This window comes from Litoribrevibacter euphylliae, from assembly GCF_042646085.1.
In the GTDB taxonomy this organism is placed as follows: Bacteria; Pseudomonadota; Gammaproteobacteria; order Pseudomonadales; family Litoribrevibacteraceae; genus Litoribrevibacter; species Litoribrevibacter euphylliae.
On the sequence record NZ_JBHRSZ010000009.1, the window covers coordinates 76,548 to 101,390 of the forward strand.

30 protein-coding genes are annotated in these 24,843 nt (G+C 43.7%); 5 read left to right on the forward strand and 25 right to left on the reverse strand.

The features are described 5' to 3' along the window. Nucleotides 1-18 precede the first annotated feature (18 nt). The 3 genes from ACFOEK_RS19475 to ACFOEK_RS19485 form a co-directional block, all read right to left on the reverse strand. The gene (locus tag ACFOEK_RS19475) at nucleotides 19-723 is read right to left on the reverse strand and encodes a hypothetical protein (protein ID WP_386723156.1); all 705 of its coding nucleotides are present in this window, start codon (nucleotides 721-723) and stop codon (nucleotides 19-21) included. Between the two features lie 74 nt (nucleotides 724-797). Continuing rightward, nucleotides 798-1,205 carry a GFA family protein gene (locus ACFOEK_RS19480; RefSeq protein WP_386723157.1) on the reverse strand — a complete coding sequence of 136 codons (408 nt, stop codon included), beginning with the start codon at nucleotides 1,203-1,205 and terminating at the stop codon, nucleotides 798-800. Between the two features lie 37 nt (nucleotides 1,206-1,242). Further along, nucleotides 1,243-3,171, reverse strand: a complete 1,929-nt coding sequence (locus ACFOEK_RS19485) for a winged helix-turn-helix domain-containing protein (RefSeq protein WP_386723158.1) — start codon at nucleotides 3,169-3,171, stop codon at nucleotides 1,243-1,245. A gap of 203 nt (nucleotides 3,172-3,374) precedes the next feature. Here ACFOEK_RS19485 and ACFOEK_RS19490 point away from each other — a divergent pair, with 203 nt between their 5' ends. Continuing rightward, nucleotides 3,375-4,184: an alpha/beta hydrolase gene (locus tag ACFOEK_RS19490; protein WP_386723159.1), complete on the forward strand. Its 810-nt coding sequence runs from the start codon at nucleotides 3,375-3,377 to the stop codon at nucleotides 4,182-4,184. 98 nt (nucleotides 4,185-4,282) lie between these two features. Here ACFOEK_RS19490 and ACFOEK_RS19495 read toward each other — a convergent pair whose 3' ends face one another. Genes ACFOEK_RS19495 through ACFOEK_RS19510 form a run of 4 tightly spaced genes read right to left on the reverse strand, consistent with a single transcriptional unit; the run spans nucleotide 4,283 to nucleotide 6,559 of the window. Then, nucleotides 4,283-4,963, reverse strand: coding sequence for a zinc metallopeptidase (locus tag ACFOEK_RS19495; RefSeq protein ID WP_386723160.1), 681 nt, complete (start codon nucleotides 4,961-4,963; stop codon nucleotides 4,283-4,285). Nucleotides 4,964-5,003: 40 nt separating this feature from the next. Continuing rightward, the gene (locus ACFOEK_RS19500; protein WP_386723161.1) at nucleotides 5,004-5,495 is read right to left on the reverse strand and encodes a GNAT family N-acetyltransferase; all 492 of its coding nucleotides are present in this window, start codon (nucleotides 5,493-5,495) and stop codon (nucleotides 5,004-5,006) included. 25 nt (nucleotides 5,496-5,520) lie between these two features. Continuing rightward, complete coding sequence (locus ACFOEK_RS19505) at nucleotides 5,521-5,970, reverse strand: DUF4267 domain-containing protein (RefSeq protein ID WP_386723162.1); 450 nt, start codon at nucleotides 5,968-5,970, stop codon at nucleotides 5,521-5,523. Nucleotides 5,971-6,013: 43 nt separating this feature from the next. Next, nucleotides 6,014-6,559: a hypothetical protein gene (locus ACFOEK_RS19510; RefSeq protein ID WP_386723163.1), complete on the reverse strand. Its 546-nt coding sequence runs from the start codon at nucleotides 6,557-6,559 to the stop codon at nucleotides 6,014-6,016. A gap of 268 nt (nucleotides 6,560-6,827) precedes the next feature. Here ACFOEK_RS19510 and ACFOEK_RS19515 point away from each other — a divergent pair, with 268 nt between their 5' ends. Together ACFOEK_RS19515 and ACFOEK_RS19520 are read left to right on the forward strand one after the other, a co-directional pair. Then, complete coding sequence (locus ACFOEK_RS19515; protein ID WP_386723164.1) at nucleotides 6,828-7,412, forward strand: hypothetical protein; 585 nt, start codon at nucleotides 6,828-6,830, stop codon at nucleotides 7,410-7,412. Between the two features lie 9 nt (nucleotides 7,413-7,421). Further along, nucleotides 7,422-7,904, forward strand: a complete 483-nt coding sequence (locus ACFOEK_RS19520) for a hypothetical protein (protein ID WP_386723165.1) — start codon at nucleotides 7,422-7,424, stop codon at nucleotides 7,902-7,904. A 75-nt stretch (nucleotides 7,905-7,979) separates the two neighbouring features. Here the strand turns inward: ACFOEK_RS19520 and ACFOEK_RS19525 are convergent, their stop codons facing one another. Continuing rightward, entirely contained in the window at nucleotides 7,980-8,420 is a 441-nt protein-coding gene (locus ACFOEK_RS19525) for an SRPBCC family protein (protein WP_386723166.1), read from the reverse strand. A 129-nt stretch (nucleotides 8,421-8,549) separates the two neighbouring features. On the opposite strand from ACFOEK_RS19525, the gene ACFOEK_RS19530 reads away from it, so the two are divergent. Further along, nucleotides 8,550-9,446, forward strand: coding sequence for a LysR family transcriptional regulator (locus ACFOEK_RS19530; protein ID WP_386723167.1), 897 nt, complete (start codon nucleotides 8,550-8,552; stop codon nucleotides 9,444-9,446). A 40-nt stretch (nucleotides 9,447-9,486) separates the two neighbouring features. Here ACFOEK_RS19530 and ACFOEK_RS19535 read toward each other — a convergent pair whose 3' ends face one another. From ACFOEK_RS19535 to ACFOEK_RS19600, 14 genes are all read right to left on the reverse strand, one after another. Next, nucleotides 9,487-9,888, reverse strand: a complete 402-nt coding sequence (locus tag ACFOEK_RS19535) for a RidA family protein (protein WP_386723168.1) — start codon at nucleotides 9,886-9,888, stop codon at nucleotides 9,487-9,489. Between the two features lie 696 nt (nucleotides 9,889-10,584). Continuing rightward, nucleotides 10,585-11,148 (reverse strand): hypothetical protein, encoded by a 564-nt coding sequence (locus ACFOEK_RS19540; RefSeq protein WP_386723169.1) that lies wholly within the window; start codon nucleotides 11,146-11,148, stop codon nucleotides 10,585-10,587. Between the two features lie 32 nt (nucleotides 11,149-11,180). Then, nucleotides 11,181-12,191, reverse strand: coding sequence for a DUF4062 domain-containing protein (locus ACFOEK_RS19545; protein ID WP_386723170.1), 1,011 nt, complete (start codon nucleotides 12,189-12,191; stop codon nucleotides 11,181-11,183). A 500-nt stretch (nucleotides 12,192-12,691) separates the two neighbouring features. After that, nucleotides 12,692-14,248 carry a cytochrome D1 domain-containing protein gene (locus ACFOEK_RS19550; protein WP_386723171.1) on the reverse strand — a complete coding sequence of 519 codons (1,557 nt, stop codon included), beginning with the start codon at nucleotides 14,246-14,248 and terminating at the stop codon, nucleotides 12,692-12,694. 3 nt (nucleotides 14,249-14,251) lie between these two features. Further along, nucleotides 14,252-15,175 (reverse strand): uroporphyrinogen-III C-methyltransferase, encoded by a 924-nt coding sequence (gene cobA, locus ACFOEK_RS19555; protein WP_386723172.1) that lies wholly within the window; start codon nucleotides 15,173-15,175, stop codon nucleotides 14,252-14,254. A gap of 76 nt (nucleotides 15,176-15,251) precedes the next feature. After that, on the reverse strand, nucleotides 15,252-16,550 hold the full coding sequence (gene nirJ / locus ACFOEK_RS19560; RefSeq protein ID WP_386723173.1) for a heme d1 biosynthesis radical SAM protein NirJ: 1,299 nt from the start codon (nucleotides 16,548-16,550) through the stop codon (nucleotides 15,252-15,254). A 60-nt stretch (nucleotides 16,551-16,610) separates the two neighbouring features. Beyond that, complete coding sequence (gene ahbB / locus ACFOEK_RS19565) at nucleotides 16,611-17,195, reverse strand: siroheme decarboxylase subunit beta (protein WP_386723174.1); 585 nt, start codon at nucleotides 17,193-17,195, stop codon at nucleotides 16,611-16,613. After that, nucleotides 17,170-17,613, reverse strand: coding sequence for an Lrp/AsnC family transcriptional regulator (locus ACFOEK_RS19570; protein WP_386723175.1), 444 nt, complete (start codon nucleotides 17,611-17,613; stop codon nucleotides 17,170-17,172). The genes ahbB (ACFOEK_RS19565) and ACFOEK_RS19570 overlap by 26 nt, the downstream gene beginning before the upstream one ends. After that, complete coding sequence (gene ahbB, locus ACFOEK_RS19575) at nucleotides 17,606-18,274, reverse strand: siroheme decarboxylase subunit beta (RefSeq protein ID WP_386723176.1); 669 nt, start codon at nucleotides 18,272-18,274, stop codon at nucleotides 17,606-17,608. The genes ACFOEK_RS19570 and ahbB (ACFOEK_RS19575) overlap by 8 nt, the downstream gene beginning before the upstream one ends. A gap of 26 nt (nucleotides 18,275-18,300) precedes the next feature. Next, a complete protein-coding gene (locus ACFOEK_RS19580) occupies nucleotides 18,301-18,753 on the reverse strand; it encodes an AsnC family transcriptional regulator (RefSeq protein ID WP_386723177.1) in 453 nt (150 codons plus the stop codon). 30 nt (nucleotides 18,754-18,783) lie between these two features. After that, the gene (locus ACFOEK_RS19585; RefSeq protein WP_386723178.1) at nucleotides 18,784-19,929 is read right to left on the reverse strand and encodes a cytochrome D1 domain-containing protein; all 1,146 of its coding nucleotides are present in this window, start codon (nucleotides 19,927-19,929) and stop codon (nucleotides 18,784-18,786) included. A 71-nt stretch (nucleotides 19,930-20,000) separates the two neighbouring features. Beyond that, nucleotides 20,001-20,417, reverse strand: coding sequence for a c-type cytochrome (locus tag ACFOEK_RS19590; RefSeq protein WP_386723179.1), 417 nt, complete (start codon nucleotides 20,415-20,417; stop codon nucleotides 20,001-20,003). 262 nt (nucleotides 20,418-20,679) lie between these two features. Then, entirely contained in the window at nucleotides 20,680-21,099 is a 420-nt protein-coding gene (locus ACFOEK_RS19595) for a hypothetical protein (protein ID WP_386723180.1), read from the reverse strand. Between the two features lie 74 nt (nucleotides 21,100-21,173). After that, entirely contained in the window at nucleotides 21,174-21,998 is an 825-nt protein-coding gene (locus ACFOEK_RS19600) for a CbbQ/NirQ/NorQ/GpvN family protein (protein WP_386723181.1), read from the reverse strand. A gap of 163 nt (nucleotides 21,999-22,161) precedes the next feature. Here ACFOEK_RS19600 and ACFOEK_RS19605 point away from each other — a divergent pair, with 163 nt between their 5' ends. Then, on the forward strand, nucleotides 22,162-22,404 hold the full coding sequence (locus ACFOEK_RS19605) for a hypothetical protein (protein ID WP_386723182.1): 243 nt from the start codon (nucleotides 22,162-22,164) through the stop codon (nucleotides 22,402-22,404). A gap of 9 nt (nucleotides 22,405-22,413) precedes the next feature. Here the strand turns inward: ACFOEK_RS19605 and ACFOEK_RS19610 are convergent, their stop codons facing one another. The 3 genes from ACFOEK_RS19610 to ACFOEK_RS19620 all read right to left on the reverse strand — a co-directional run bounded on the left by ACFOEK_RS19610 (nucleotide 22,414) and on the right by ACFOEK_RS19620 (nucleotide 24,745). Beyond that, nucleotides 22,414-22,782: a hypothetical protein gene (locus ACFOEK_RS19610; protein WP_386723183.1), complete on the reverse strand. Its 369-nt coding sequence runs from the start codon at nucleotides 22,780-22,782 to the stop codon at nucleotides 22,414-22,416. A gap of 255 nt (nucleotides 22,783-23,037) precedes the next feature. Then, on the reverse strand, nucleotides 23,038-23,904 hold the full coding sequence (locus ACFOEK_RS19615) for a hypothetical protein (RefSeq protein WP_386723184.1): 867 nt from the start codon (nucleotides 23,902-23,904) through the stop codon (nucleotides 23,038-23,040). A gap of 178 nt (nucleotides 23,905-24,082) precedes the next feature. Further along, nucleotides 24,083-24,745, reverse strand: coding sequence for an FMN-dependent NADH-azoreductase (locus ACFOEK_RS19620; protein ID WP_386723185.1), 663 nt, complete (start codon nucleotides 24,743-24,745; stop codon nucleotides 24,083-24,085). Nucleotides 24,746-24,843: the final 98 nt, after the last annotated feature.

The window sequence follows — 24,843 nt, forward strand, 5'->3', positions numbered from 1 at the left end:
CTTTTAAGCTCTAGCGCCTTAGATTCTTGGCACACCATCCATATAGTTCACAACTTCAGTTGCAACATTTCCAAGTGCTTTTGCTATCGCTTCTAACTCGGCCTTCTTAATAGTTTCGCTGAAATTGATATCACCAGCTACTTCTTTACTAGTAAAGCTTTCTACGCTCACAACAGACTTAACAACGATTCCAGAACGAACATCCAATAACACCGACTCTACAGAACAATATGATTTACTCTCATTGGGATCGATAAATTTGTACTTATTGTAAGACTGACAAGAACTTCGGTAAGCCAACAGTAGATCTGCTTGGTATCTAGCAGCTGCTTCTCTTAAAACAGGAACACTTCTCTTTTCTGATACGAGCATCGCGGGTAGGAACGACGCATCATATACCCTCTCAGAACTTCTAAGTTTCGTAATAAAAGAGTCGACAAGAGAATCATTTAACTGTGTGAAATCATTAGAGTAAAAGCGCCAGTAATTATCAGTACTTAACTTTAAGATCGCTATTCTGTTTTTCTCTGGCAACTTAACTCGATAGTTTAGCAATTCAATAATTTTTTTATCATCGTTACCAAAGATAGCGCTCTCAACTAGCCCGTTTCCACTATCGTTCGACGTGTTCTCTTGATAATAATGAGCAGGTCGATTTACAGAGGCAACTGTAGAGCACGCCTGGAGAAAAATGCAGGTAATAATCAAATAAATTACTTTCATAACGTTCCTTATTTACAAATGTCCATAAAGTACAGATTTAGAGTGCAGTAACATCATATTGTGTCACCAAACAACTAAGGCTGCTTCTCAAAAATCGCTACATTATCAGGCAAGGTAAACCACTCTTGTTTTTCACTTACCCAAACATGAGCGGTAGGTTTGATAATACTGGTATCGCTTAAATTTGATGGTTTGAGTTTAATTTTATCCGGCTCGTCCGGATTGAAATGATAAATCCGGTTTCCACAAGTTGGACAAAACTTAGCACCGTTTATGTTTCCGCTGTCAGCAGTCCGACGCCACTCAACCATCTCACCTTCAAATTGAATTGAGTCTGCCTCTACCATCGCAGTGATACTAAACGCACTAGTCGAGAGCTTTTGGCATTCCTTACAGTGACAAGCGACTATCATTAGCGGTTTAGACAGTAATTGATATTTAACCCCGCCACACTGGCATGATCCTTCAATGGGGTAACTCATAGTTTATCTCCAAAAATTGTTAATGATTAAAACACTGTCATCTTTCAGTTGATGGTTCAGAGTCAACGCGCTCAAACAACCGCTCAACCAAAGGGCTAAATTCAATAGATAAAGGGTCTGTCTCAATGCTTTCACTAAACAGTTTTAGAGATGCCTGTGCACCACTAGGATCATCAACCAAGCTTTCATTAATTTCAGTCAACGTCTGGTAATACCCTACTCTCGACAACAAGAGCCCAGCTTCCAGTTCAACAGCTATTTGCATAGCGTGTTCTAAATACTGATTAATTTGACGACGAAGCCCATCGGTTTCCTCTTCCTGTAGGATTCCAAAACGAGCCGCTAGAATAAGCACTTGAGCGTGGTCATAAGGTTGCTTCAATTCTTTAATGACTGAAAGCGCTTGTTCAAGATAGCCTTTTCGTTCAGTCATTGTAAGTTGTGATTGTTGAACCAGAGCCACTAAGGCTTTGAACAAGGTGGGTTTATAACCTTTGATGGTCAATCGGCGTACTTGTTCTTTTAATTCTCGAATCTTGGCAGCGCTGTCATCATAAAAACTCTCGTCATCAACTAGGCTGGTATTAATAGCAAAGGTGCCAATATCAACGGTACTAATATCAACGAAACCAATGGCAGCGATATCCGACAGTCCAGCAATAAACGCCTCGTTTGAAACCACCGCAACACCGTCATTACTGGAATCGGACTGCAAAAGCTTAATCTGTGCCGTTAGTTGATCAATCATCCGCGCTAATGGCGTTTCGCTCATTTTCGTTGGCTGATTAGTAATCTGTTGTAATTGCAAAGAAGCCTGTTCAAGGTCGCCACGTCGAAAGTTAATCGAGGCAAGCCAGTAATTAACAAAGGCCTGTAGATTTGGGTCAGTGTCTTGTTTCATGGCTTGAGTAAAGTAGCTTTCAGCATCTATCCAATGCCCTAAATAGAGCTGACAAACACCTAAATACGCCAAAGACCAACTGTGGTTTGGATCAATCTGAGTAGATGCCCCAAAGTAATATCGAGCCAGGATTGCTCCTTCATTATTAAGAGCCTGCACTCCACGCGCGTACTCATGCATAGCACTCGGCACATAGTCATAATTAGGTAGCTCTATCTGACTGCTCTGCGGATCTAACTTGCCATATAGCTGACTAACAATATTGGGCATCGCCACAGCCAGATCTTTTCGCTCAATGACGCCAGAAATAGGCTCATCATCAATAGAAATAATCCTATAGCTAAGCGCTTGCTGATCATTAACGAATTGCACTTCGCCCTGAATCGCGACATCAATCGAGGCGTCTTTCAAGAGTGACAAAATAAACTGGGGGTCAGTCTGGTACTCCCCTTTTTCCGTCAATAACTGTGTTCTCATCTGAGCTGGGGTGATCACATCCAAACCATCAATCAACATCAGATCACTGGCCATCATATCTGCTAAACCTAACTCGACCCAATCCATTGACTGCGTTTGTGTTTGGTTTTGAAACGGCAATACCAACACCTTCGTCTTCTTGTTTAAATCCGAACCTGACTCTGGTTGAGTCAAAACGAATACCACTGAAACAACGAACGATAGAGCAACTAATCCGGCAATTAGAAATTGCGACTTTCGCTCATGAAGGAAAGTATTGGATACGTTTTCATCCAAAACTTCAGAGGTTGAACAAATCCATTGATAGCCCTGATTAGGAACGGTTCGAATGTAGTTGGGTGAAGAGGCAGAATCGCCAAGAACCTTCCTGAGCTCTAAAATACTTTGCGATAAAGAATGCTCACGATACTGGCCGTGATCCCACAAGGTGTTGAGTAATTCGTCTTTGCTAATCACACGATCTTGATGCTCTAGCAGATAGGCCAGCAACTGAATTAATTTATGGCGAACCACAAGCGGTTCATCGGAGCCTTCCTGAAATAAACGACCAGTCTTAGGGTCAAATTTAAACCCCTCAAAAACAATCATGCAGGCTTTAACCTCTCCATCGTAAATATTTTGCACCAAAAAACCGCATTCGAAGTGTAACCGATAAGTCATTGATCCAGAAGCGATTTGAAATCATTTGAAGTGAATTTTAATTGATTTTTATTGCTTCAAAACGGGGGCACCGGACATTCTGCAACTCGTTTTCCAATCCATTAAAAATTCGTCGACAAGGGGTCAATGAAATGAATACATTCGTTAAAAAAAGTCTGTCCTGTTTGGTATTAAGCTTGTCTGCTGCATCCGCATCTACGGTAAACGCAGCAGAATCTTCATCCATCGTGTTTGTTCATGGCGCGCACTTTAATGCAGATTCTTGGCAGCCACTTCAGGAGCAACTGAACAACCAAGTCACCAGTTATGCGGTTAACCTACCTGGGCGTAATGACAACATTCTTCCGGAAAAAGTAACCTTAGATATTGCGGCTACATCCTTATGTAGCTTCATGGCTTCAATTCCAGAAGAAAAGAAAATGGTCGTCGCTCACAGCCAAGGTGGCGCCATCGTCAACGCCTCTTTGAGTGTATGCCCGGATGAATCCATAGAAAAAATTGTCTATGTCACCGCCGTTGCACCACTGGAAGACGAAGGGGTGTTTACTAAGTTAAACAAAGCCGATGAAACCCATTACTTTTCCGGAATTCATTTCAATGAACAAAAACAGTCATTAGAAATCAGCAACCAGCAAAACTTTGCAAACAGCTTCGCTCAAGATGCAAATCCAAGTCAGCAAGAATGGCTTGTTAAAAATGCAGTCGCGGAACCGGCACCTATTGGTGAGGCAAAACTAAAACTCAATAAAGAACGCTTTAATGAAGTGAACAAATACTATGTGTATGCCAAGCGAGACCAGATCATCTCTCTTGAATCACAACAGAAAATTGCAAAAGACCTGGACCTAAAAGCCAGTTTTGAAATCGACAGCGGCCATCTGCCAATGCTGACAAAAACAGAAGAACTGAGCGACCTTCTAATCAAAATCAGTGAAATGTAGGAACACCTATAAGCAAGCCTGTTTGAGGCGTCATAAAACGGAAGTTCAAAGAGAGAGCCAATCATTGGCTCTCTCTTTTATTATCAGATAAAAAGCTGCTATCGAAACACTCGAATCCAACGCCATAACCGAATGACATCTGCCAGAGCCGCTGCGATATAGGTGAACGCTGCGGCGCGTAAGACTTGTTTAATCGCAGGCATATGTTTTTCAGGCACATAACCTTCTTTCAATATGGGCAAGGCTTTTTTGAAACTCGCATCATATTCTTCCGGCAAAATAGCTACATACATCGAAGCAGATGCAAGCATAGTGATCACGCCTGCTCCCGCAGCAAGCAAGAAAACCTGCGGAACTTTAACTACGATGGTAATTATGGGTAAGAGAAACAGAATACCCGCGCCTATTTTTTTGATGCGAATGGCTTTGCCTAAATACTTTTCTCTCAATTGACTGACGGGTTCGTTTCTTGAGAACTGAATAGCATGCCCGACTTCATGGGCTGCAACAGCAATGGCGGCCAGGGTTTTACCGTTGTACACACTCGGACTTAATGAAACCTGTTTTTTATCCGGGCTGTAGTGATCCTGACCTTCTTCACCTAACACGACCTTTACGTCAGAAAGCTCATATTTTTCAACCAAATGCTTTGCAAGTTCACCACCCGTTCCCGGCATTTCGCTGATTTCGTTTGAGTGTTTCCACATCACATATTTGATCCACAAGTGCGGACCATACAACAGAAATACAAATAACAACGTGCCTAAGACTACTAGCATTTAGTTAATCCAATATCGAGAAGAGAAGAAAATATAAAACTTACTCCTGTAACAGAGCCTGCCAATACCCAACATCAATCCACTGACCAAACTTATAACCCACTTGCTTGAAGTGGCCGACTTGCGTCATGCCGAACTTCTCATGAATCGCAACACTGGCAGGGTTTGGTAAAGTAATCACACCAATCACAGCACGAATAGACTGTCTTTTTAGTTGTTCAAAGAGCGCTTCATAGAGTCGACTGCCCGTGCCTTTTGTAGCACCTCCATTAGCTATGTAAATAGAAACCTCAACCGTATGACGATAAGCTGTACGAGGGTTCCAAGGCTTTGCATAAGCGTAGCCAACGATCTCGCCATTTTCTTCCGCGACCAACCAAGGCAAGCCTGAGTGAAGAACAGTCTCGATACGATCTTCCATCGCAGAAGATGTCACCGTTTCCTCTTCAAAGGTTGCAGCACTGTTCTCGATATAGTGATTGTATATGGTCGCGATTTGAGCAGCATCACAAGGCTGTATCGGGCGAATCATGAATGAATCCTCAACATATTCAGGCTTACAACGATGAGCTTACAGAAGAGCTTTGAACCGGATTAGCCTGATCTCTTTTACGTTTAACAACAAGATTGAGCACCACGAAAGTAACGGCCAAATAAATAACAGTGGCAATATGCTTAATAACCACTTTATTTTCTGCCTGAGCTTCATAAGCAAGGTAAGCATCTGTGATTGGCATAACAGTCCCAAATAACGCAGCCCAAGCTAATACTCTGTAGTTCTTCAAATACAGTAAATATCCAATAATTAAGGCTACAAACAAGGTTCTCGATGCATAGATTTGAACCCAATCCGAGTCTGCTAGGGAAAATAGCTCTGTTCCTCGAGCTGAAGAAAATCCAGCAGGATCAACATACGCGAAAATGGCATATGCCCCCTGAAGAACGGCCATTAAGAAGACCAAAACACTTGCGAGTTTTTCCAGTGAACTGCTTTTTGAATTGTTCATTACTTACCCTTGTCAGCTTTATGATTATTGTTATTTTCACACTTCAGACGTTGCCTAGATAATGCACAGGGCGAAGCCCGAGCTTATCCGCACAGTCTAGACTTACTGTCTTTTTCTTTAAATCAGGAAGACTAAGTAGCTCAACCTCATCCCTATCTTTAAAGCCATACACGGCAATGCTCACATAGTCATTGCCAATACACAGATGATCACCATGAAAGTTATGCCGTTTTACTTCAGTGCCTTTAATAGAACAAACATAGATATCATGCTTTTCTAAATAGATAAAAATGAGCGCACCCTTTCTCCATCCCAAGTAAATACATTCGCAGCCAAACATAGGATTATAGGTTTCAGGCACCCACTGGAAACGTATGCCATTTTCATACGTTACTAATAGATGGTCGTCTTCATAACTCGACTGGAACCAAGCAATCTTATCTTCACAAAAGGCAATGTCGCTCTCCAAGATATCGTATTCGTCGCCTTTAGGATTTACCCACTTAACGCTTTTATAATCTTCATCATAAATCGAGGCATTTATGCCTTCTGCGTTCAACAGTTCAAGAACTTTTATTAACTTGTCCATGATGTTCCTATGGGCACCGACGAGGAATCAGAGCAAAATAAATCGAAACGCTAGCATATCTCAAAACACGGAAGCAGTCCGTTCCAGTTTGTGAAGGGAACATAAGTTATACAAGTAGCTAACACGACAGAAAATTTGAGAATCCAAGAACCAAATTAAATAGTTTGGACAAGCTAAACCCTGAACTGAGATAATTCGCCACCTCACCGGAACTAACACCGCTAATTTTTTGATGTGGCGAGATTTTTAAGAGACGTATTACAACTCAATGGACAAAGTAACCGAGTTTTCGATCATTTCTGAAGACTATATGAGAAGCCCTTCTGAATTTCAGTGTGTAGACAATCGGGAGTTCTTATACAGCACCAATAACTATCACCCAACCAGCGCACTTAACGCGATTAAATGGGAAGATAAAAATATTCCGTCCTCCATGGTTCACCCCATCGTAAGCATCGGCGACTTATGCGTTTCTCGTGAATTGGCTGAACTGATCATGAGTTTTGATCCCTACGGTGTCGAAGTCTACCCGGCATCACTGATCACCAAAGACGCAGACGTTGATGATCGCTTCATTCTAGCCATCAATAACATACAGGACGTCGTTGATTTTGATCGCAGTGTCATTGAAACATCCCCCTACAGCGGTGAGTTAATCGTTCATAGACTCTTTCTCAGTGCGGAAAAAATTGAACAAATCCCCTTCGAAAAGCGCATCGTGTATCGCCCCCAAAACGCAGACACCGTCATTTTCTTTGCACCGGAAGTTTATGACTTGGTAAAGAGTGACCCTCAATTTGCGTTAGTAAGAAAGCTTAAAAAGAACACCTCCATGCGCGCACCGAAGATGTAGGTATCCCCCATGAAAGAAGAATATGTAATCTTTTCAAAACAAGTCTTTGGTCAATTTCCTTTTCAGCAAACGGAAACATCGGCGAAACCCGATCTTTTACTTGAGATGACCTTTTCTCCAAAGCTCTTTATTCGCAAGGAAATCGCAAATCAATTAGAACAATTAGTGATTGAAGGAGTTGAATGGCTGGATGCACGAGTCGACTGCTCCCCCAGCCAACCAGCAGAGGATGAAATTGCAGTACTCGACGACTATCGAATGCCCTACCTACACCAAACTTATGCGCTTACGAACCAGGAAAAACGCTATGGAAAACTTAACTGGATTGACGTAACCAATATCGATTTCGATTTTTCCAAATTGGAAACTATACCGTTGGAAGAACGATTGATCTTTAAACTCGAAGAAGACTTTGGGCTGGTCTTCATTCACCAGAGTGTTATCGATGTACTGAAGCAGCAGGTGAAAGAGGTTTGGGTGAGAGGAATCTAAACAGAAAAGATTCCTTACTTAATAGGCCTCAGAACAAGCAAATTCTGAGACCTAGCATTCTTAACCAATCAATGTTTAGAATTTATTTTTGAGATTCACCAAGGCCACAGCCGCCCGTTCTACTAAGTCTTTCCTTAACGCAGTTATGATCTCTGATTCTTCCGAAAGACTCGAATTTCGACTGTGGTATTGCAAATCAAATGTGCAAACCCCTTCTTGTTCTTCAGAGAATCTCATGGTCATTTGAGGCAAGATACCTTCTAAATCGCCTTGAGTGAGAAAGAGACTCAGAGCTTCACTCTGGACAACGTCTATAGAAAGCTCGTGCTCCCCGCCGGGAAGCTGCAAGGTTTCAAGGTAAGTTTTCCCAACCCTTGCATGAGGTAAGTTATTACCTGATTTAATAGCCACCACCCCAGGAAACCACTCCCCATAATTCTCCATATTAGTGACATAGTCGAATACAGCGGCGACAGGTGCAGAAATCGTAGTACTTACTTTTGCCAGTTCAATCATTTTTGATCCCTAATTAGTGTGTTGAAACAGAACAAAAGTGACTATATGAGCAGACCTAATTAGAATAAATTGAATTATTTAAAGACCTAGATTAACTAAAAAGAAACCAAAACAGACTCGAAAAGTACTATGTCAAAGCTGGATCAATATCAAACATTTATCACCATCGTTGAACAAGGAAGCATCACCAAGGCAGCCGCATTACTGAACCTATCAGTGCCAGCGCTCAGCAAACAACTGGTTCAGCTGGAAGAAAGTTTGCAGGTACAACTCTTCCACCGATCTCATAAACGATTAGACATCACAGAATCCGGCAAGCAGTTTTACCCCAAGTGCAAAGAGATTCTTTCATCCATAGATCATGCAGAAGAAGCATTACTTTCTGAGCAAGAAAGTATAAGCGGCACGATTGCCATCACCCTTTCCAAAGCCTTATGCCGCTCAAAGATCATCGATATATTATCCAGCTTTACCAGCATTCATCCCCGCATCAAATTTGATATTCAATTCAGCGATGAGTTGGAAGACCTATACGATAAAGACATCGACTTTGCCTTCCGCCTAGGCCGACTCAACGACAGCAGCACAATGGTGGCTATGCCTTTGATCGAAACTCAACTCGTTGCCTGTGCAACACCAGCCTACATTGAAAGTGTCGGCATGCCGGAAAGCTTGGCTTCTCCTGGCAACGCAAAATTCATCCTGATGTCGTCATTAAATCCGGCGGGTGAACTGAAAGCATTCTTAAACAAAGAGAAATTCGACTTTGACCAATCCGTATCTCATACAACGAACGATGTCGAAGGAGTCTATCAGCTAATTAACGGGAATATGGGGATTGGAATGATGCTAAATATTTCTATACAAAAAGAGCTGGACGAAGGACGGTTTGTCTCTGTGTTATCTAAGCGTAACCTTCCCAGAAAACGCCTCTACCTTCTTTCAAAGAAAACGCAGTGGCAGACCAAGAAGCTCAAGGCGTTTAAAGAACATATCAACCTGATGTTGTCGGAACCGAATATGTGAACAGCATGATCTAACATATTCGGTCACGATCACACTGCAATTAATCAGGCAATCTAACAACTAACTCCATTTCAACCAAAAACTCAGGGGAAGCTAACGCTTGCACACCGATGCCTGTTACACATGGCTTTGCACCGTCAAAGGTAGATAAAAACGCAGGCATTAATTCCTCAAGCTTTTCTGGTGTGAGGTCTACAACATACACTCTTGCCAGTACAATATCTTTTGGCTCTGCACCAACAGCAGACAAAGCTGCCTGTGCATTTTCAGAAACAATCTGCATTTGTTCAGCTAAGCTATCGGGAATTAATTCTTCATTCGGCCGGGTAGCCACCTGCCCCGACACATAGGCCATCCGACCAGGCTCAACAATTGAAATTTGCGAATAACCAATTTCCGCGCTATTCGGCATAGTTTCAGGGTTAACTCTGATAATTGACATAGTCTTTCCTTGCTAGGTGAATGCGTTGGTTAACACTTAGTCGACCAAGGCTCAGTTTAGTTCATCACTAAAACATTAGGCTTTTTTGGTAGTGTGGGAGGGGAAAGAATTGGCAGATTGTATCTGAGTTATCCGAGCGAAACCTTCCCAGAAAACGCCTCTACCTTCTTTCAAAGAAAACTCAGTGGCAAACCAAGAAGCTGCAAGCGTTTAAAGAACATATCAACCTGATGTTGTCGGAACCGTAGATTTGAACGACATGAGATAGACCTAAGCCTGGGGCTTGATGCCTCTTAATGGACAATACGCCAACCACCTCCGCCTTGAATAGACAATGAATTGTCCGCCTGTTTCGCTTTGGAACTGCACCTCGTCCGAGTGACTTATAACTGGACGCATGAAGTAACGCGAGCCCGACTCTTGAAGCGCCGGATGCGAGGGTAACCGATTGATTTCTAGGGTGTCACCTTACGGCTTTTTGAGGATAGACACATGCTGGAGACCCATCTCCAGTAGAACCTCGATAGATGTTTGTGATGGTGCGGCACCCCGACAGTTCTTATGAACTGACAACAGTAATGAAAGAATCGGCAGCTGTGCCAACAAGAGAGCAGGAACAGATTATTGGGAATCGAGCTCTGACCTTGGAGGGGCCTTCAGGTTTTTGCGCCTTGACACCCCCCGGTCATATAGATGTTATGTGCTTTTATTCGCTATACGAGCGCACAACCCCCAATGACCAACTATGGTAACTATATCTCGATCTAACTCAATAAGTATGAAGTCAGTATTTGCTAAGCATCTCGAAAATTTGCCAACTTCTGAACTAAGATTCGATAGCTCTATAGTATAGGGGTGCTCAAAATCATCGCAGATTACTAAAAGCCTGCCTGAAACGTTTTTACCTAATATTTCATGCAATAACTCGTCGTCATCATAGGCATTGAATTCATAATTCTGATCCCACTTAGCAAAACTCACAAATTCTATATTCTTATTTTCTGCTTCTGCACATTCGAGAATTCGCTCAACTCTAAAAAGACTCCCACATTCTTTTGCACTCGGAATTAATCTATATAGTTCTTCAGCAGCTTCTTGAAATTCAAGTGAAAGACGAGGTCGGTTGAATTCACTACCACGAAGAGATTCGACATATAACTTACTTTCTTTTAAGTCCTTACCAGTCGCCTCTCTTACATATTTAATTGCAGCAATAGTTCTGCCGTCTCGAATCAACGCTAACACTCGAGTTTTATCCAAAATTCAACCATCCTTTGCACATAACGCCGCAATCAAAGGCGCGGCTTTTTGCGTCCTTTGGATTGCTTTGTTATACGAGGCCATGAACCTAAACCTAGGTCTTCCCGTAATTCATTCAGATTACTAAAGAGAAACTCAGAATCTTCCATGAGTCCACAATAATCATCATCCTTCATAGCGCTATTAGCTTTAGCCACGAATTCATCTGAATTTTTCGAATTAATAAAACCTTCGAAAAGACTCTCAGGGTCAGCTGAATGATCTTCAATTAAGTGATCAATTATATGGTGACGAAGAAAAAGACTCATTTCAGATCTATGCTTTTCCTTTTGATCAATATTGCTAACAATCTCATCAAATTCATTTGGAGATAGCCCGCGAATAATGCTCGTTGAGTAATCCTTCAATGTCTCAGCAACAATACTCAAATTAGATAATTGCTTTTCAAGTGATGCGATTGGAGCATCATTAGATTTTTTAATCAGAAATTGCGTAAACAAGCCGGCCCACTGATCTTTAAGCCACTTGGTAATATCTTCAACATTCTCAAACTCTTTAACCAAGTTGTTACGCTTTTGAGCGTAAACAACATCAAGAAGTCTGAACACGTTTACACTATCGACATGCGCATATTTTATGGTGTCGTTTTCTCTGTTTTCTTTATACGTTTGATATTCTGCCGCAACCCCTTTTTCTACAAAGATATATATTGGTATATCTCTTTCTTTTGCCGTTTCGTATTCTTTTTTCGTTATTGAGTTGAAGTGCTCGTAGTGCTTTTCCAATTCATCATCTGATATATCTACTTGCTCTTCGGACACGCTTGAGCCATATCTACCTCCAACCACAAGAACCAGTATGTGACAACTTTCCAACTCCTTATAACAAGATTCATCTAAAGGCTCATGATGATCAAAAGGAATATCACCATTTTCAAAGAGAACTGTTTCGTATCCCATATCATCGATAAATGATTCAATCGATTTTCTAATATGCTTCAAATCATAGTATGTAGAGCTAACAAAAATTCTAGGCTTAGCCATTCAATACATTCTCCTTAATATTCTGATCGTATAACAGCGAATTCTGCGTCCCTATGGACGCAGATCCGCTTTTCCAATTTTGTGTCTCATTCTCTAACGCATTTCCCAGCGAAACATCAACTTAATACATATATATAAATGCTTCATCCCCAAAGTGCGTCTTCAGTATGCAATTAGTGCATTCCCAAAAAGCGTTCAAAAAAATTAAATTTCCATTTATTTTCATAACCTTATAATTACACCATACCCCAAAAGCGCCAAAAGGTCGGATATTTTCCGTATTAACACCTATTCGCATCTTGATATAACTGTATAAAAACACAGACAATTTTTATACTCTTGTATTAAATCGCGGAGGTAATGCAGTTCAAAGCCCTATGGATGAATTGATGAATCAAGAGGCCATAGTTTCCTCCTAGGGTTAGAAACCAAAAAACCGAGCGTCCTTTCGAACACTCGGCTTCTTCTAGCTCAGCTTTTGCCAACAAACAATGAACACCTTAGTGACTGGTTCCCCGCTCATACTGTGTCTTGTTCCAGACGTTGTATTTGCCGGAGGGTTTAACCATAGGCAGACGTTTTTCTTCTTCCAGGGTATTGGCGTCATAGACGATGACTTCGCCGTCCATATCCCAAATACTCAGAAGCAGTTTGGAGCCGTCTTTGTTGAACTCCACATGGGCAGCGGTTTTGCCCGGTGCAGGCCGTAGAGTTTTGACGATTTCCAGCGTTTTCTTGTCGATGACATGAACCGCTTCTTTGTTCGGGCCGAAGAACACATCTACCCAGGCGTACGGCGATTTTTCATGACTGCGCATGAAGAAGCCTGGCCCTTCGGTTTTAATGTCTTTGATCACTTCCCAGGTGGTCATGTCGATGACTGAGACTTTGCCTTCTTTCAAGTTAGGCGTTGCCAGTACTTGTTTTCCTTGGTAATCCCAAGTGATGCCGGAACCCAAGTGCGGCATTCCTGGTAATGGGATTGATGAAGTAACTTTGCCCAAGTCCAAGTCCACCACTTGTCCGCCAGCGGCATCACGGGATGCACCGATCAGCAGTTTGTAATCCGGATCAAAGAAGAAGTCGTCCAGGTAGTCATTCACTGCAATGGTTCTGACTTTAGGCGCACGTTCTTCATTGAACTTTGACTTATCAGAGGATGGATATGGAATCTCCCACACTTCTTTTAAGTCTTTCAACGCTGCGATAAAGGTATTGCGTGGCGGCGCATTGTAAACCGCGCTGACGCGAGAGGTTTTGCCTTCGGCATTTTGTACCGGATAGACCTTCATTAAATCCAGCGTTTCGGCATCCAGCAGCACCAAGTTATTTGGCAGATAGTTCGCCACCATGACGGACTTTCCATCCGACGAGACAGCCAGATTCCGGGTATTGATCCCGGCTCGAATCTCCGCTACTACGGTTAGGTTGTAGATGTCGTATTTGGTGATCCAGCCATCACGAGAAGCAAAGTAAACGAAACGGCCGTCCGGTGAATATTTAGGCCCGCCGTGTAAAGCAAAGCGACTTTTGAAGCGGTGAATCGGCTCAAAAGTATCACCATTCAACAAGGTCACATGATGATCGCCCAGCTCAACCACCAAAAACAGGTTCATCAAATCCGCTTCAAACTTTGGCTTCGCCGGTAATTCGCTTGGTTGATGATTAATGATTTGTGATGCTTGAATGCTCTCTTCTTCCCATACAGGAATGGCTTTAGGCACGGTATAAATGTAATTACCGAGTAGAGCTTGTTGTTCGGGAGTAAGCACTGAACCAAACGCTGGCATTTGTGTGGCCGCACGACCATTGGCAATGACCTTCAATGCCTTGTTCTTACGAAGACGAGATAGGTTATCCGGCAACAACGCTGGCCCCATGCCGCCCAAGCGTTCCGTCCCATGGCATGAAGCGCATTGGGCTTTGTACAAACTCTCGGTTTGCTTTAAATCGCTGTCAGATAAGGTCACAGATTTTGAACCACCGTAACTGGTGATCGCTAAACCCGCCAACGCTGCCCCTAAAATGGTTTTTGAAAAAAGGGTTCGAAACATCATACCTCACCCCACGTTATAGCTTTGAGTCACATTGTTTTGATCCAAGCGCTCTTGATCGAAATGCTCTTGATCCAAACACTCTTGATTAAAGCGTGCATGATTCTTATGAGCGAGGCTGACCACTTCACCAACAATCATCATGGTGGGTGGTTTTAGACCCTCTTCCTGAATGGTGCTTACCAGCTTATCCAAGGTGGTAAAGGCCACACGTTGACGCGTCGTTGTGCCGCGTTCAATCAAACCAACGGGTGTTTCTGCTGCTCGACCATGGGCTTGCAGTTGTTTGGAAATCAAATCGGCATTGGACAACCCCATGTAAAAAACAACGGTGCGCTGATCGCTGGCCAGCGTTTGCCAGTCCAAATCCAGGCTACCGTCTTGTTTTCTGTGGCCGGTGATAAAGGTAACGGATTGAGCATAATCGCGATGCGTTAATGGGAAGCCCGCATACGCAGAGCAGCCTGAAGCTGAGGTAATGCCTGGCACGACGATGGATTCAATCTGATTCGCCATCAAGACTTCCACTTCTTCACCGCCGCGCCCGAAAATGTACGGATCACCGCCCTTCAAACGCACGACGCGCTTACCCGCTTTTGCCAAGTCCACCAATAATTGATTGGTTTGGTCTTGCGTGAGCACATGCTCTTTACAGCTTTTACCTGCGTTGATGAGTTCGGCATTCGCGGGTTTCAGCGCCACAATTTCAGGTGACACCAAGCGATCACAGACCACCACATCCGCTTGCTGAATCAACATCAAGGCATTCACGGTCAATAATCCTGGATCACCAGGGCCAGCCCCAACCAAGGCCACCTGCCCTTGTTGTAAAACGGGAATTCGATCGGCCAATAGTGCAGGAATGACTCGCGATAAACCTAAACCGGTAACCGAAGAGTCGGATGAAACTCCTGTAGAATGATCAAGCATACTGCTCTCCTCGAGGCCTTTTTCAGGCTCTAATTTGCTCTCATCAAACGATAAGCTTTGCCAGCTTTCTAATGACCTATATGTTGACGTATTGAATGGCCTCATCCGTTGATTTAGGTCGGGTTATGTCGTTATTTTCACGCGCTTTTTGGGTGGTTTTCGTCTTTGGAAGCGGATCACTGAAGCGACGGTTAGGATACTTGTTGGGCATTTCCAAACGATCTTCATCCTGAGCGTCGACGCCAATCTCTTCATTGGAGAGATAACACGCAGGATCTTCCGCCCAAGGGTCATCGGTTAACTGGTAAGCACGCACACGAGTGTTGCCGCCACAAATGGATAAATACTTGCAATCACCACAACGGCCGTGAACCGGTCTTGGGGTTTGTCGGAAGCCTTTCATTAACTCATCTTGTGGATCACGCCAAATCTCGGAAAACGGTTTTTCACGTACATTACCGAGATGGTAATCCCACCAGAAAGTATCCGGGTGGACATTACCCAGATTGTCGATATTGGAAATATTAACGCCGGAAGAATTCCCACCCCAGTTCACTAAACGCTGACGCAAAGCCTCTACTTGATCAGGCACATTCCGCTCAGCCCATTGCAACAAGAACGGGCCATCGGCATCGTTATTACCGGTCACGTATTCCCGATGAATACCTTGCTTTAATTCGTTCCAGCAACGATCAAAAATCAATTCTAAAGCGTCGCGCGTCATTTGATGGAAGGCATCGCGCTTGCGGTTACGATTGCCACGCCCGGCATAATTCAAATGCGAAAGGTAGAACTTGTCGATGTCGTATTCATCCATCAAGTTCAATAACTCGGGTAATTCTTTGGCATTGTCCTGCGTGAGCGTGGTGCGAATTCCCACCTTGATGCCCTTCTCCCGACAGAGCTGAATGCCGTGCATCGACTCTTCAAACGCACCTTTACGCTGACGAAATACATCGTGCGTTTCTTTCAAGCCATCAATACTGACGCCTACATAGTCGTAGCCCACTTCGGCAATCTGATCGATGTTTTCTTCAGTGATCAACGTCCCGTTACTGGATAACCCCACGTAAAAACCCATGTCTTTGGCGCGTTTGGAAATCTCAAAAATATCCGGCCTTAGCAGCGGTTCACCACCCGACAAAATCAACACCGGCACTCGAAAGCCTTTCAAATCATCCATCACGGTGAACACTTCGTCGGTAGACAATTCCCCTTTGAAATCAATGTCCGCCGAAATCGAATAGCAATGTTTGCAGGTCAGGTTACAGCGGCGAATCAGGTTCCAAATCACCACAGGGCCTGGCGGCTTTCTGGCGGGGCCAACAGGGGTAGGTTCTTGCAAGGTCTTCATGTATTGAGTGATTCGAAACATCTCTCGCTCCTCAGTCAGCAAACCTGGCTATTCATTGCTGACATATTCATTGCTGACAGGCTAATTTGCTAATCGTAAACCGGTCTTTTTTAGTATTTTCGAGCTGTATAAAATCTCGTGTTCGGTACAGGCATCGCCCAGCAGTTCTTTCACTAATTGGGTACGCTCTTCCACTTGCGCCCGTTCAGAACCGTGCACCATGGCAAACAGGTTGTAATTCCAATACGGCTGATGACGCGGGCGTTGATAACAGTGACTCACGAACGGTAATTGTCCGACTTTGCGCCCTAACTCTTTGATCTGATCATCCGCTACATTCCACACCGTCATGCCGTTGGCTTTAAAGCCGATGCGATAGTGGTTAGGCACGCCGGCGATTCGACGAATGACACCGCACTCTTTCATCTTCTCAAGCCGGAACATCACCTCGTCTTCAGAGATACCCAGTTGTTCTGCGATGGTTTTATAAGGTCGTTCTACTATCGGTAAACCTTCTTGTGTTGCGATCACCAAATCGCGATCAATCTGAGTGAAGATGTAATCCTTGGCTCTTTCAGCGGGTGCTTCAGGCGTCTTTTGAGAAAAGCTCGGGACGTCTGTTTTATTCGTATCGCTTGGATCAGAGTTCAAATCTAAGACCGACATAGAACTCCTCCTGTTTTGGCATGTTGTACACTTGGTAGCCCGTGATGGCTTCCATCCGTTGAATGGTTTCTTCAATACCTTCCGGCGTTTCCGTCGCCAGCACAAACCACATATTCAACTCGTGCTCACGCTGATAGTTGTGAGCAACTTCAGGAAAAGCATTCACTAGCTCAGTGACTTTCTCATAATCTTCAGGCGCTACCTTCATTGCCGCCAAGGTTAAACCGCCCCCCAAGCGTTCCGCCTGAAACATGGGGCCAAACCGACTGAAAATGCCGTCATCCAACAGCGTTTGAACTCGTTGCATAACGTCTGATTCTTCAAGCTCAAACTCTTCCGCGATGGCTAGGAAAGGTCGTTCAGTCACCGGGAAACCATCCTGTAGACGATTCACCAGCTGCTTGTCGATGTTATCCATAGGCCACCTGCCGAGTTGAAGATGAATGCTCAGCCAAGGCTGAGGTCTTCAGACGTTCCTGTTGAGCTACATACTCACAGGCGGCGCTGTTTGTTTCGCTTTGAGAGTGTGGATTAGGCTGACACGATGAATAGTGGCCACCGCATTGTTTGAACAGGCGATAACTGAACAAAACGTCTCTTGGGATCGCATCCAATTCATGCGCCTCAATTAACTCAGCCAGCTGTTCCAACACCATAGAACGACTCTTACCGTGGATCATAGTAAAGAGGTTGTAGCGCCACTCAGGTAATCGTCTTGGCCGTTGATAGCAGAGAGTTACAGGGTCGGCCTTGCTCAACACATCACCTATCGCATCCACTTGGTGATCAGGCACATCCCACACCACCATGGCATTGGCGCGATAGCCCAACGCATGATGTTTAACCACTAATCCAAAGCGCTTAATCAGACCGTTCGTTGTCCAGTCTTGCAACGTTTTCATCACCGCTAGCTCAGATACGCCCAACGCCGTTGCCAAGGTTTGATAAGGCTGAGGCGTTAAGGGCAAGCCATCCTGAATCGCCTGTCTTAACAATTGTTGCTGAGTACCAGTAAGCGGTGCTGCATTTAACTGCGATGCATTTAACTGCGATGCGTTTAACTGCAATGATGACCCCATGTTGATCTCCTCGTTTGGCATACCCGTCATGCATCCCAATGAATCTTGAATCCCAAATCGATGTAATAACTTTTGACCATAGGTAGCGGCATCACTGTGTAGCCACAAACCGCTTCAATATCTTCTAATACTTGATTCAGCTGTTCTTGGTCTGGCGCTGTGACTACGAACCACAAGTTGTACTTATGCTCACGTGCGTAGTTGTGATTCACGCCGTCGAAGGCATTTACCTGCTCCGCCACGGTTTTTAGTTCCGCATCAGGTACGGCCATGGCTGCTAAAACACTGGCCCCCGCTTTTTTATGATTAAAAACCGGACCGACTCGAGACAAAACACCGCTTTCTTGCAAACGTTCTAAAGACTCAATGACTTCAGATTCTGAAACACCCAGGTTCTCCGCCATTTCAAGATAGGGACGAGACGAGATGGGTAAACCCTTTTGGTATTCATCAATCAATTTGCGATCCAACTCATTCATGCCACTCGCCTCACATCTCAATCCGACAACTTACAACCCAATGGTATGAGCACGATTGGTAAAGAAGATGCCACTTGGGCTTTCTGCGGCTAAACATTCCACTTCTTTAAAGTCGCGAGTGTTGTAGATACAGACTTTATTTTCATCCCGAACGGAGGCCCAAAGCTTCTCACCTCTCGGGTTAAACTCCATGTGGAGTACGGTTTTACCCGGCTCTTTGTGGTGTATCACTTCGAGCGTTTCGGTGTCGATCACTTCCAAGACATTGTTTCTTGGAAAAGCAAAGTTCACCCAAACGTGACGGCCATCAGGGCGAGCCATCACAAAGATCGGTTGACCGTGCACAGGGATAGCGCCCACCTGTTCCCAGGTATTCATATCCACCACGATCACTTCATGGCGCCCTACCGCCGGTACAAAGGCACGATTTCCGGCAACGGCCCAACCTTCTAGATGCGGCATTTTGTATACGGGCAAGCGTTGCTCGCCTTTGCCGTAATTGGGAAGAATCTTGCGAACGCCCTTTTCCGGATACCAAAGGTCCAGCAACGCCATGCCATCTTCACCGTATAAACCGGCGATATAATAACGACCGTTCGGGGAAATCAGCGCATCGTAAGGCTTGGAACCAATATCAAAGAACTTCTGAATCTTTGGTTCCTCGCCTGACATATCAACCAACCAGATTTCATTGGAGTCGAACAAGCTGAACACAAACTTTTGATCCGGCGCGTCGACTAAACCCACGGTTTTGGATTGTTTACCATCTCGACCGATTGCAGGCAGATCCAACACCAGTTCCAAGGTGTCACTGTTAAAAATTTTCACACCACCGGGCGTATAATTAGAAACCGCCACGAGCTTGCCGTCTTGCGAAATGGCACCGCCGATACTGTTGCCGGACTGCACCACGCGCTTATCAATTTTTTGCTCAAGAATATCGACTTTGGTTAAGCCACCATCACGGCCAAACACATAGGCAAAGCGTTCATCACGGGAAAACACGATGGAGGCATGAGACAAATCACCTAACTCGGACACAGACGCGACTTTTCTTTGATCACTGGTATCGACGATTTGAACCGAACCTGTGGCACGTTCAATGATTACCCCTAAATCCCCCGTAGCCTGAGGCTCTGAGTGCTTGGCAACTAAATGCTGTGCATCTGGAGTCATAAGTGAGCAACCTGAGATCACGCTTGAAACAAGCATTACGCTCAACGCGCTTCTGATTGGACTGAATGTTTTCATTGTTCGCTGTCTCCATTCTTGAGTCGATCCACAATCCACCATATTTCGTCTTCACTCAGCAAACCTTCCCATGGAGGCATAGCCAAAGCTTCACGGCCAAAGAAAATGGTGTCGAACAAATACTGTTTAGGTTTCTCCGCCATGGCCTCTTCAGTAAGCGCCGGGCCTAGACCACCCTTTAAGGTCATGCCATGACATGAACCACAATCTTGTTTTAGTAAATGATCTAATTGCTGTTGACGATCCGAGTCGATGGTTTGCGCCAACAACATTCCAGAAAAAATAAGAGAACAGGCAGAACCAACAAGCGCCACTTTCTTGCGGCTCTTCTTTTTGAACCCCACACTGGCATTGCATTTTGAAGAACATCCCGGAGAACGGACGTTCACTTGAACATCATCTCTGTTTTTCATGCCCTACTCCTGTCCTCTCTTTTTCAACCTTGGAAAAGAGTATAAAACGCAAAAAACGGATGTTTAACGCTCAACTGGCGCTATCCTGATTCACATCAATTATTTGACAAAAATAGTAGGGTTAATAGATTTACCTGATTTAATTCAATAAGTTACAAAAATAACCACTCACTTTAGTAAGTTATTATTTACTGATTTAACTCAATGAAAAGACAAGAGAGATATTTTAAGAACGCCTATTTTAATTCGAAGAAACAGCGAACTAAATAAGCTTAAAGAAAGGTAATTTTGACGACCAGGCTTTAGCAAGATTAAACATCCCCCAAAGCACAAAAGACGTATGCAACACGGTGAAGTAAAGAACAATCATCACCCAGGCTTTGGCGTTATTGCCTGTTAAGAAAAACAACAAACCACAACCACCGATCACAGTACTACCACCGATCACAGATAACCAAAACGCAGATCGAATGTGCGAAGCATCAAGCTCAGCTTGTGTAATCGTCAGAGACGTTGCAAGCGGCTGATCATCAGACAACTCAAGATCCCTCTGATCCCGAATCACACCTTGATACGGCCGCACATATTTTAGATAGAGATACAAAAGCACCAAAAACGACAAGCCAGGCAACGCCAATAGGTTCGCTAGATACCATGCCTGTGCTTGAACCGCTTTGGACACCTTAATCCCCTTTCTGCACTCACTTTTTAGAAGTGAAAGCCAACATTTAAAACGTTACGAACGATAAGAAGACGTTATTTCACGCAAGCATCGATCACATTCTTCAAGGCTACAACTGTCGCGTCATCATCTGAAAGCGGTTCCGCCATCGCTGCATAACACGCCTGACGTTTACCAATGCCACCCGTGATTAACTTTGCTGCGTAAATCAGCAAACGCGTCGATGCGGCTTCCTCTAAATCATGATCTTTAAGATTCCGAAGCGCTGTAGCCAAAGTCACCAATTGTTGGGCAACATCATCCGAACACTGACTTTCACGACGAACAATTTTAGCCTCAACTTCCGGTTTCGGATAATCAAAGCTCATTGCCATAAAGCGCTGACGAGTACTCGGCTTCATCCCTTTGATCAGATTTTGATAGCCTGGATTATAGGACACCACTAACATAAATCCGGGCGCGGCTTCCAGGTATTCACCTGTACGCTCAATCGGAAGAATCCGACGATCATCCGCCAATGGGTGCAACACCACCGTCGTGTCTTTACGTGCTTCGACGACCTCATCCAGATAGCAAATCCCGCCTTCACGCACGGCGCGTGTTAATGGGCCATCCTGCCAGTAGGTTCCATCCGGACCAATCAAATGTCGCCCTACCAGATCCGACGCCGTTAAATCATCATGGCACGACACCGTATACAAAGGACGACCTAAACGCTCTGCCATTGCCGCAATAAAACGCGTTTTACCGCACCCTGTTGGCCCTTTAATCAGCACAGGCAATTGGTGACGATATGCATGCTCAAACATCTGAATCTCATTTCCCTGAGGTTCATAATACAAATCATCCGACAGCGCCTGAGTCGGCTTCTCATTATTAATCGCAATTTCCACTGTCATCAGGCTTCCCCTTTAAAGACTGAAATCGGGTTAAAGATACTTTTGAGTTTTTCTTTCTATTAAAACCATACTAGATCACTCAAGTTTCTCTCTAATTGATCAAAGTCAGTATTTGGTTCGCTTATTCAATTAATCTGGAAACATGAAAATTGGAGGTACGATTGTGAACAATAAAACGAACGAAACCACTGAAACAAACAACCATGTGAACGCTAAATCCAGCAATCGAACCTGTAACAACTGTGGTACCGCACTCAGTAAAGAAGCTAGACTGTGCCTGAAATGCGGCATTCCCTGCCCGCCGGAACGTGACGCCAGAGGCGTCTGGATGGGAATGGACTTTAGAACCGTGGTGATATTGGTGAGTATTTTTTGTTTGGTGATGATTTTTATATTGCCGAGGTGAAGAAGCTATTCACAAATGCTGGACAACAAACTTCTCCACCTCTTCAGAACTTTCACTGAAATAGACAGGAATGTCGACCTGATCTTTTAGCGTTTTTTGGATCGAGAACGCCCATATCCTGCTAATTTCCAAACCAACGGCTTTGCAACCATATTTACTTAGTAAGCAGTAATTTTTGCAGAGCTCTTTTGCAGCCTCAGGCGTCAAACCGGCTTCATCTTTAGGGTGTTCAATCAAGACCCAAGCCCGGTCTTTAGGCGCAATTGACCGTATTTCCTGATGCAGAGATTTAATTCCATACTCATTGAAACCACCGACCGGGTAGACATGAATAATGTCACCGGATTCCTCTATCCGATAAATACCGTGCTCTTTCATATCCTAAGATACCTGGAGACCCCACCAACAGTGTGTCTCTGCGCACACAATAAAGTAAACAGCATTGGCAGAGTAAATACACGACACGTTCAGGGCTCTAACTTTGCTTCATTTCAGATACGCTTTACATAAGCCTTATGAAACAAAAAGTATAGCACTGAGCACTTCCACCTACATTCAGCAGTCGCCGTCGACGGATCCAGCTTTCGATACTCTTCTTTGATACCCTCATTCGTTAGATAGAAATTACAAGTATCAATTCGATATTACGCATTTGTCATATTTACAACTTAGACTCGCTTCGAAAGCATTTCTGTAAGTCCAATACTGATCTTTAGGAATCTCTAGTCTCTCAATTCTTGCATTAAAGATACTGGTCAAGTCTGCATTTCTATCAGAAGATGTATGGTAAAGTCGGTAAAGGTTATCAAGTTCATATTCTGCGTAGAACGAGGCCATTACAGCCTTCGCACACGCTACGGCACTCTCTGCTTGATTGGTATATTCTTGCACTATGTCCCTTTCAGAATCGCGCGGAAGCCTACTTTCTAATATTTTTCCAAATCTGACCATCCTTTCTTTAAGTTCTGAAAAATACTGATCGGTTAACATACCTTGCGATATTGACGCATCGACGCTCTTAATTCGAACCGTGGCCTTTTCGCTTAATCCCATGAATCGCTCAGCTTCAGTCTTCGCTTCTAATGGCTTTTGATCATTAAACTCGGGACAACTTTTTATTGAAGCACCAGTAACGGTCTGATTGGAATCATCACTGTTCTTCTCCAACGTTTGTGGCAATTTAAGAACATCACAACGCCTTAGCTCCTCTTCATTTTCAATCAAGATTTCAGAAAAATCGAAGCTAGCCATCGGATCACCTAAAGCAATACTTTTCTTGCGCTGGTAAGAGGTTTGTTTCTCTAAAGTATTGGCCCAACAATCACAATAATCATTATTATGCGAACGAGTACAAACATTGTGCATGAAAGACCAAAATTCATATTCAATCCTTTCTTTTTCTGGATCTTCAAAAAAAGAACAACCAGCAATCAACAAAGTAACAGAAAAAAAAGTGAATTTTATAAGAGTCTGAAATTGAATTTTGAAAATAGAAATCAAAAGAAGCACCACAATACAAGATAAAAACAAATGACAACAGTAAGGACTAAGCCTTTGATATACATCATTAATAATTAATCAATATTACTCCTTTGAATATACTTTCAACCACTCAACAACCCCTACTCCTTCAATTTTTACCTAAAAACTTTTTAAATCGCCACCCTAGTTAGATTTGTTATTCGTTTCCAGCAAGTTTCCTCGCCAATGCCTTAGCCTCATCAAAAGCCTGCGCTTTCGATTGCACATGACGCTCATCCCCAAACTCTTGGTATTCAGAGGCGATTTCAAAGAACTGCTCTGCACCAAGATACGGGCATAACTGCTCAATGTGACTGGTTAAGTGATTCATCGAATACAACGGGTCACCTTTTTTAAAGTTAAACTCGCCCCAAGAAGCCAGAAGTACTAATTGCTTGCCACTGAGTATCGGTTCTAACGGCTTATCACCTCTCGCCAAATCGAAGGTGAAGGTTTTACCAATTCGAATCACTTGGTCAAACCAGGCTTTCAACACCGCAGGCATGCCGTAGTTGTACATAGGGCTGGAAATGACGATCACATCGGCATCCACCACTTCCTGAATTAATGCATCGGATTCAGCCAATACTTTCTGTTGCTCTTCGCTGACATCATCACTAAAAGTGGCCGCAAGAAAGTCCGTCGTGATAAATGATGGCGGTTGCACCGACAGATCCCGATGAATAACCTCTAATTGACCATATCCTGATTTAAATTCCTTAAGAAACACTTCTCCTAATTCCCTACTGATAGAAATATGTTCTGATTGATCGGGGTGGTATTGTCTTGCGCTACAGCTAATATATAAGATAGTTTTCATGTTCTACTCCATTGTCGTTACAGGGTTCATTTTGCCTAGCCTTGATCAATCCTGACAATTGAGTTATTCCATTCTATAAATAACTTAAACTTATTCAT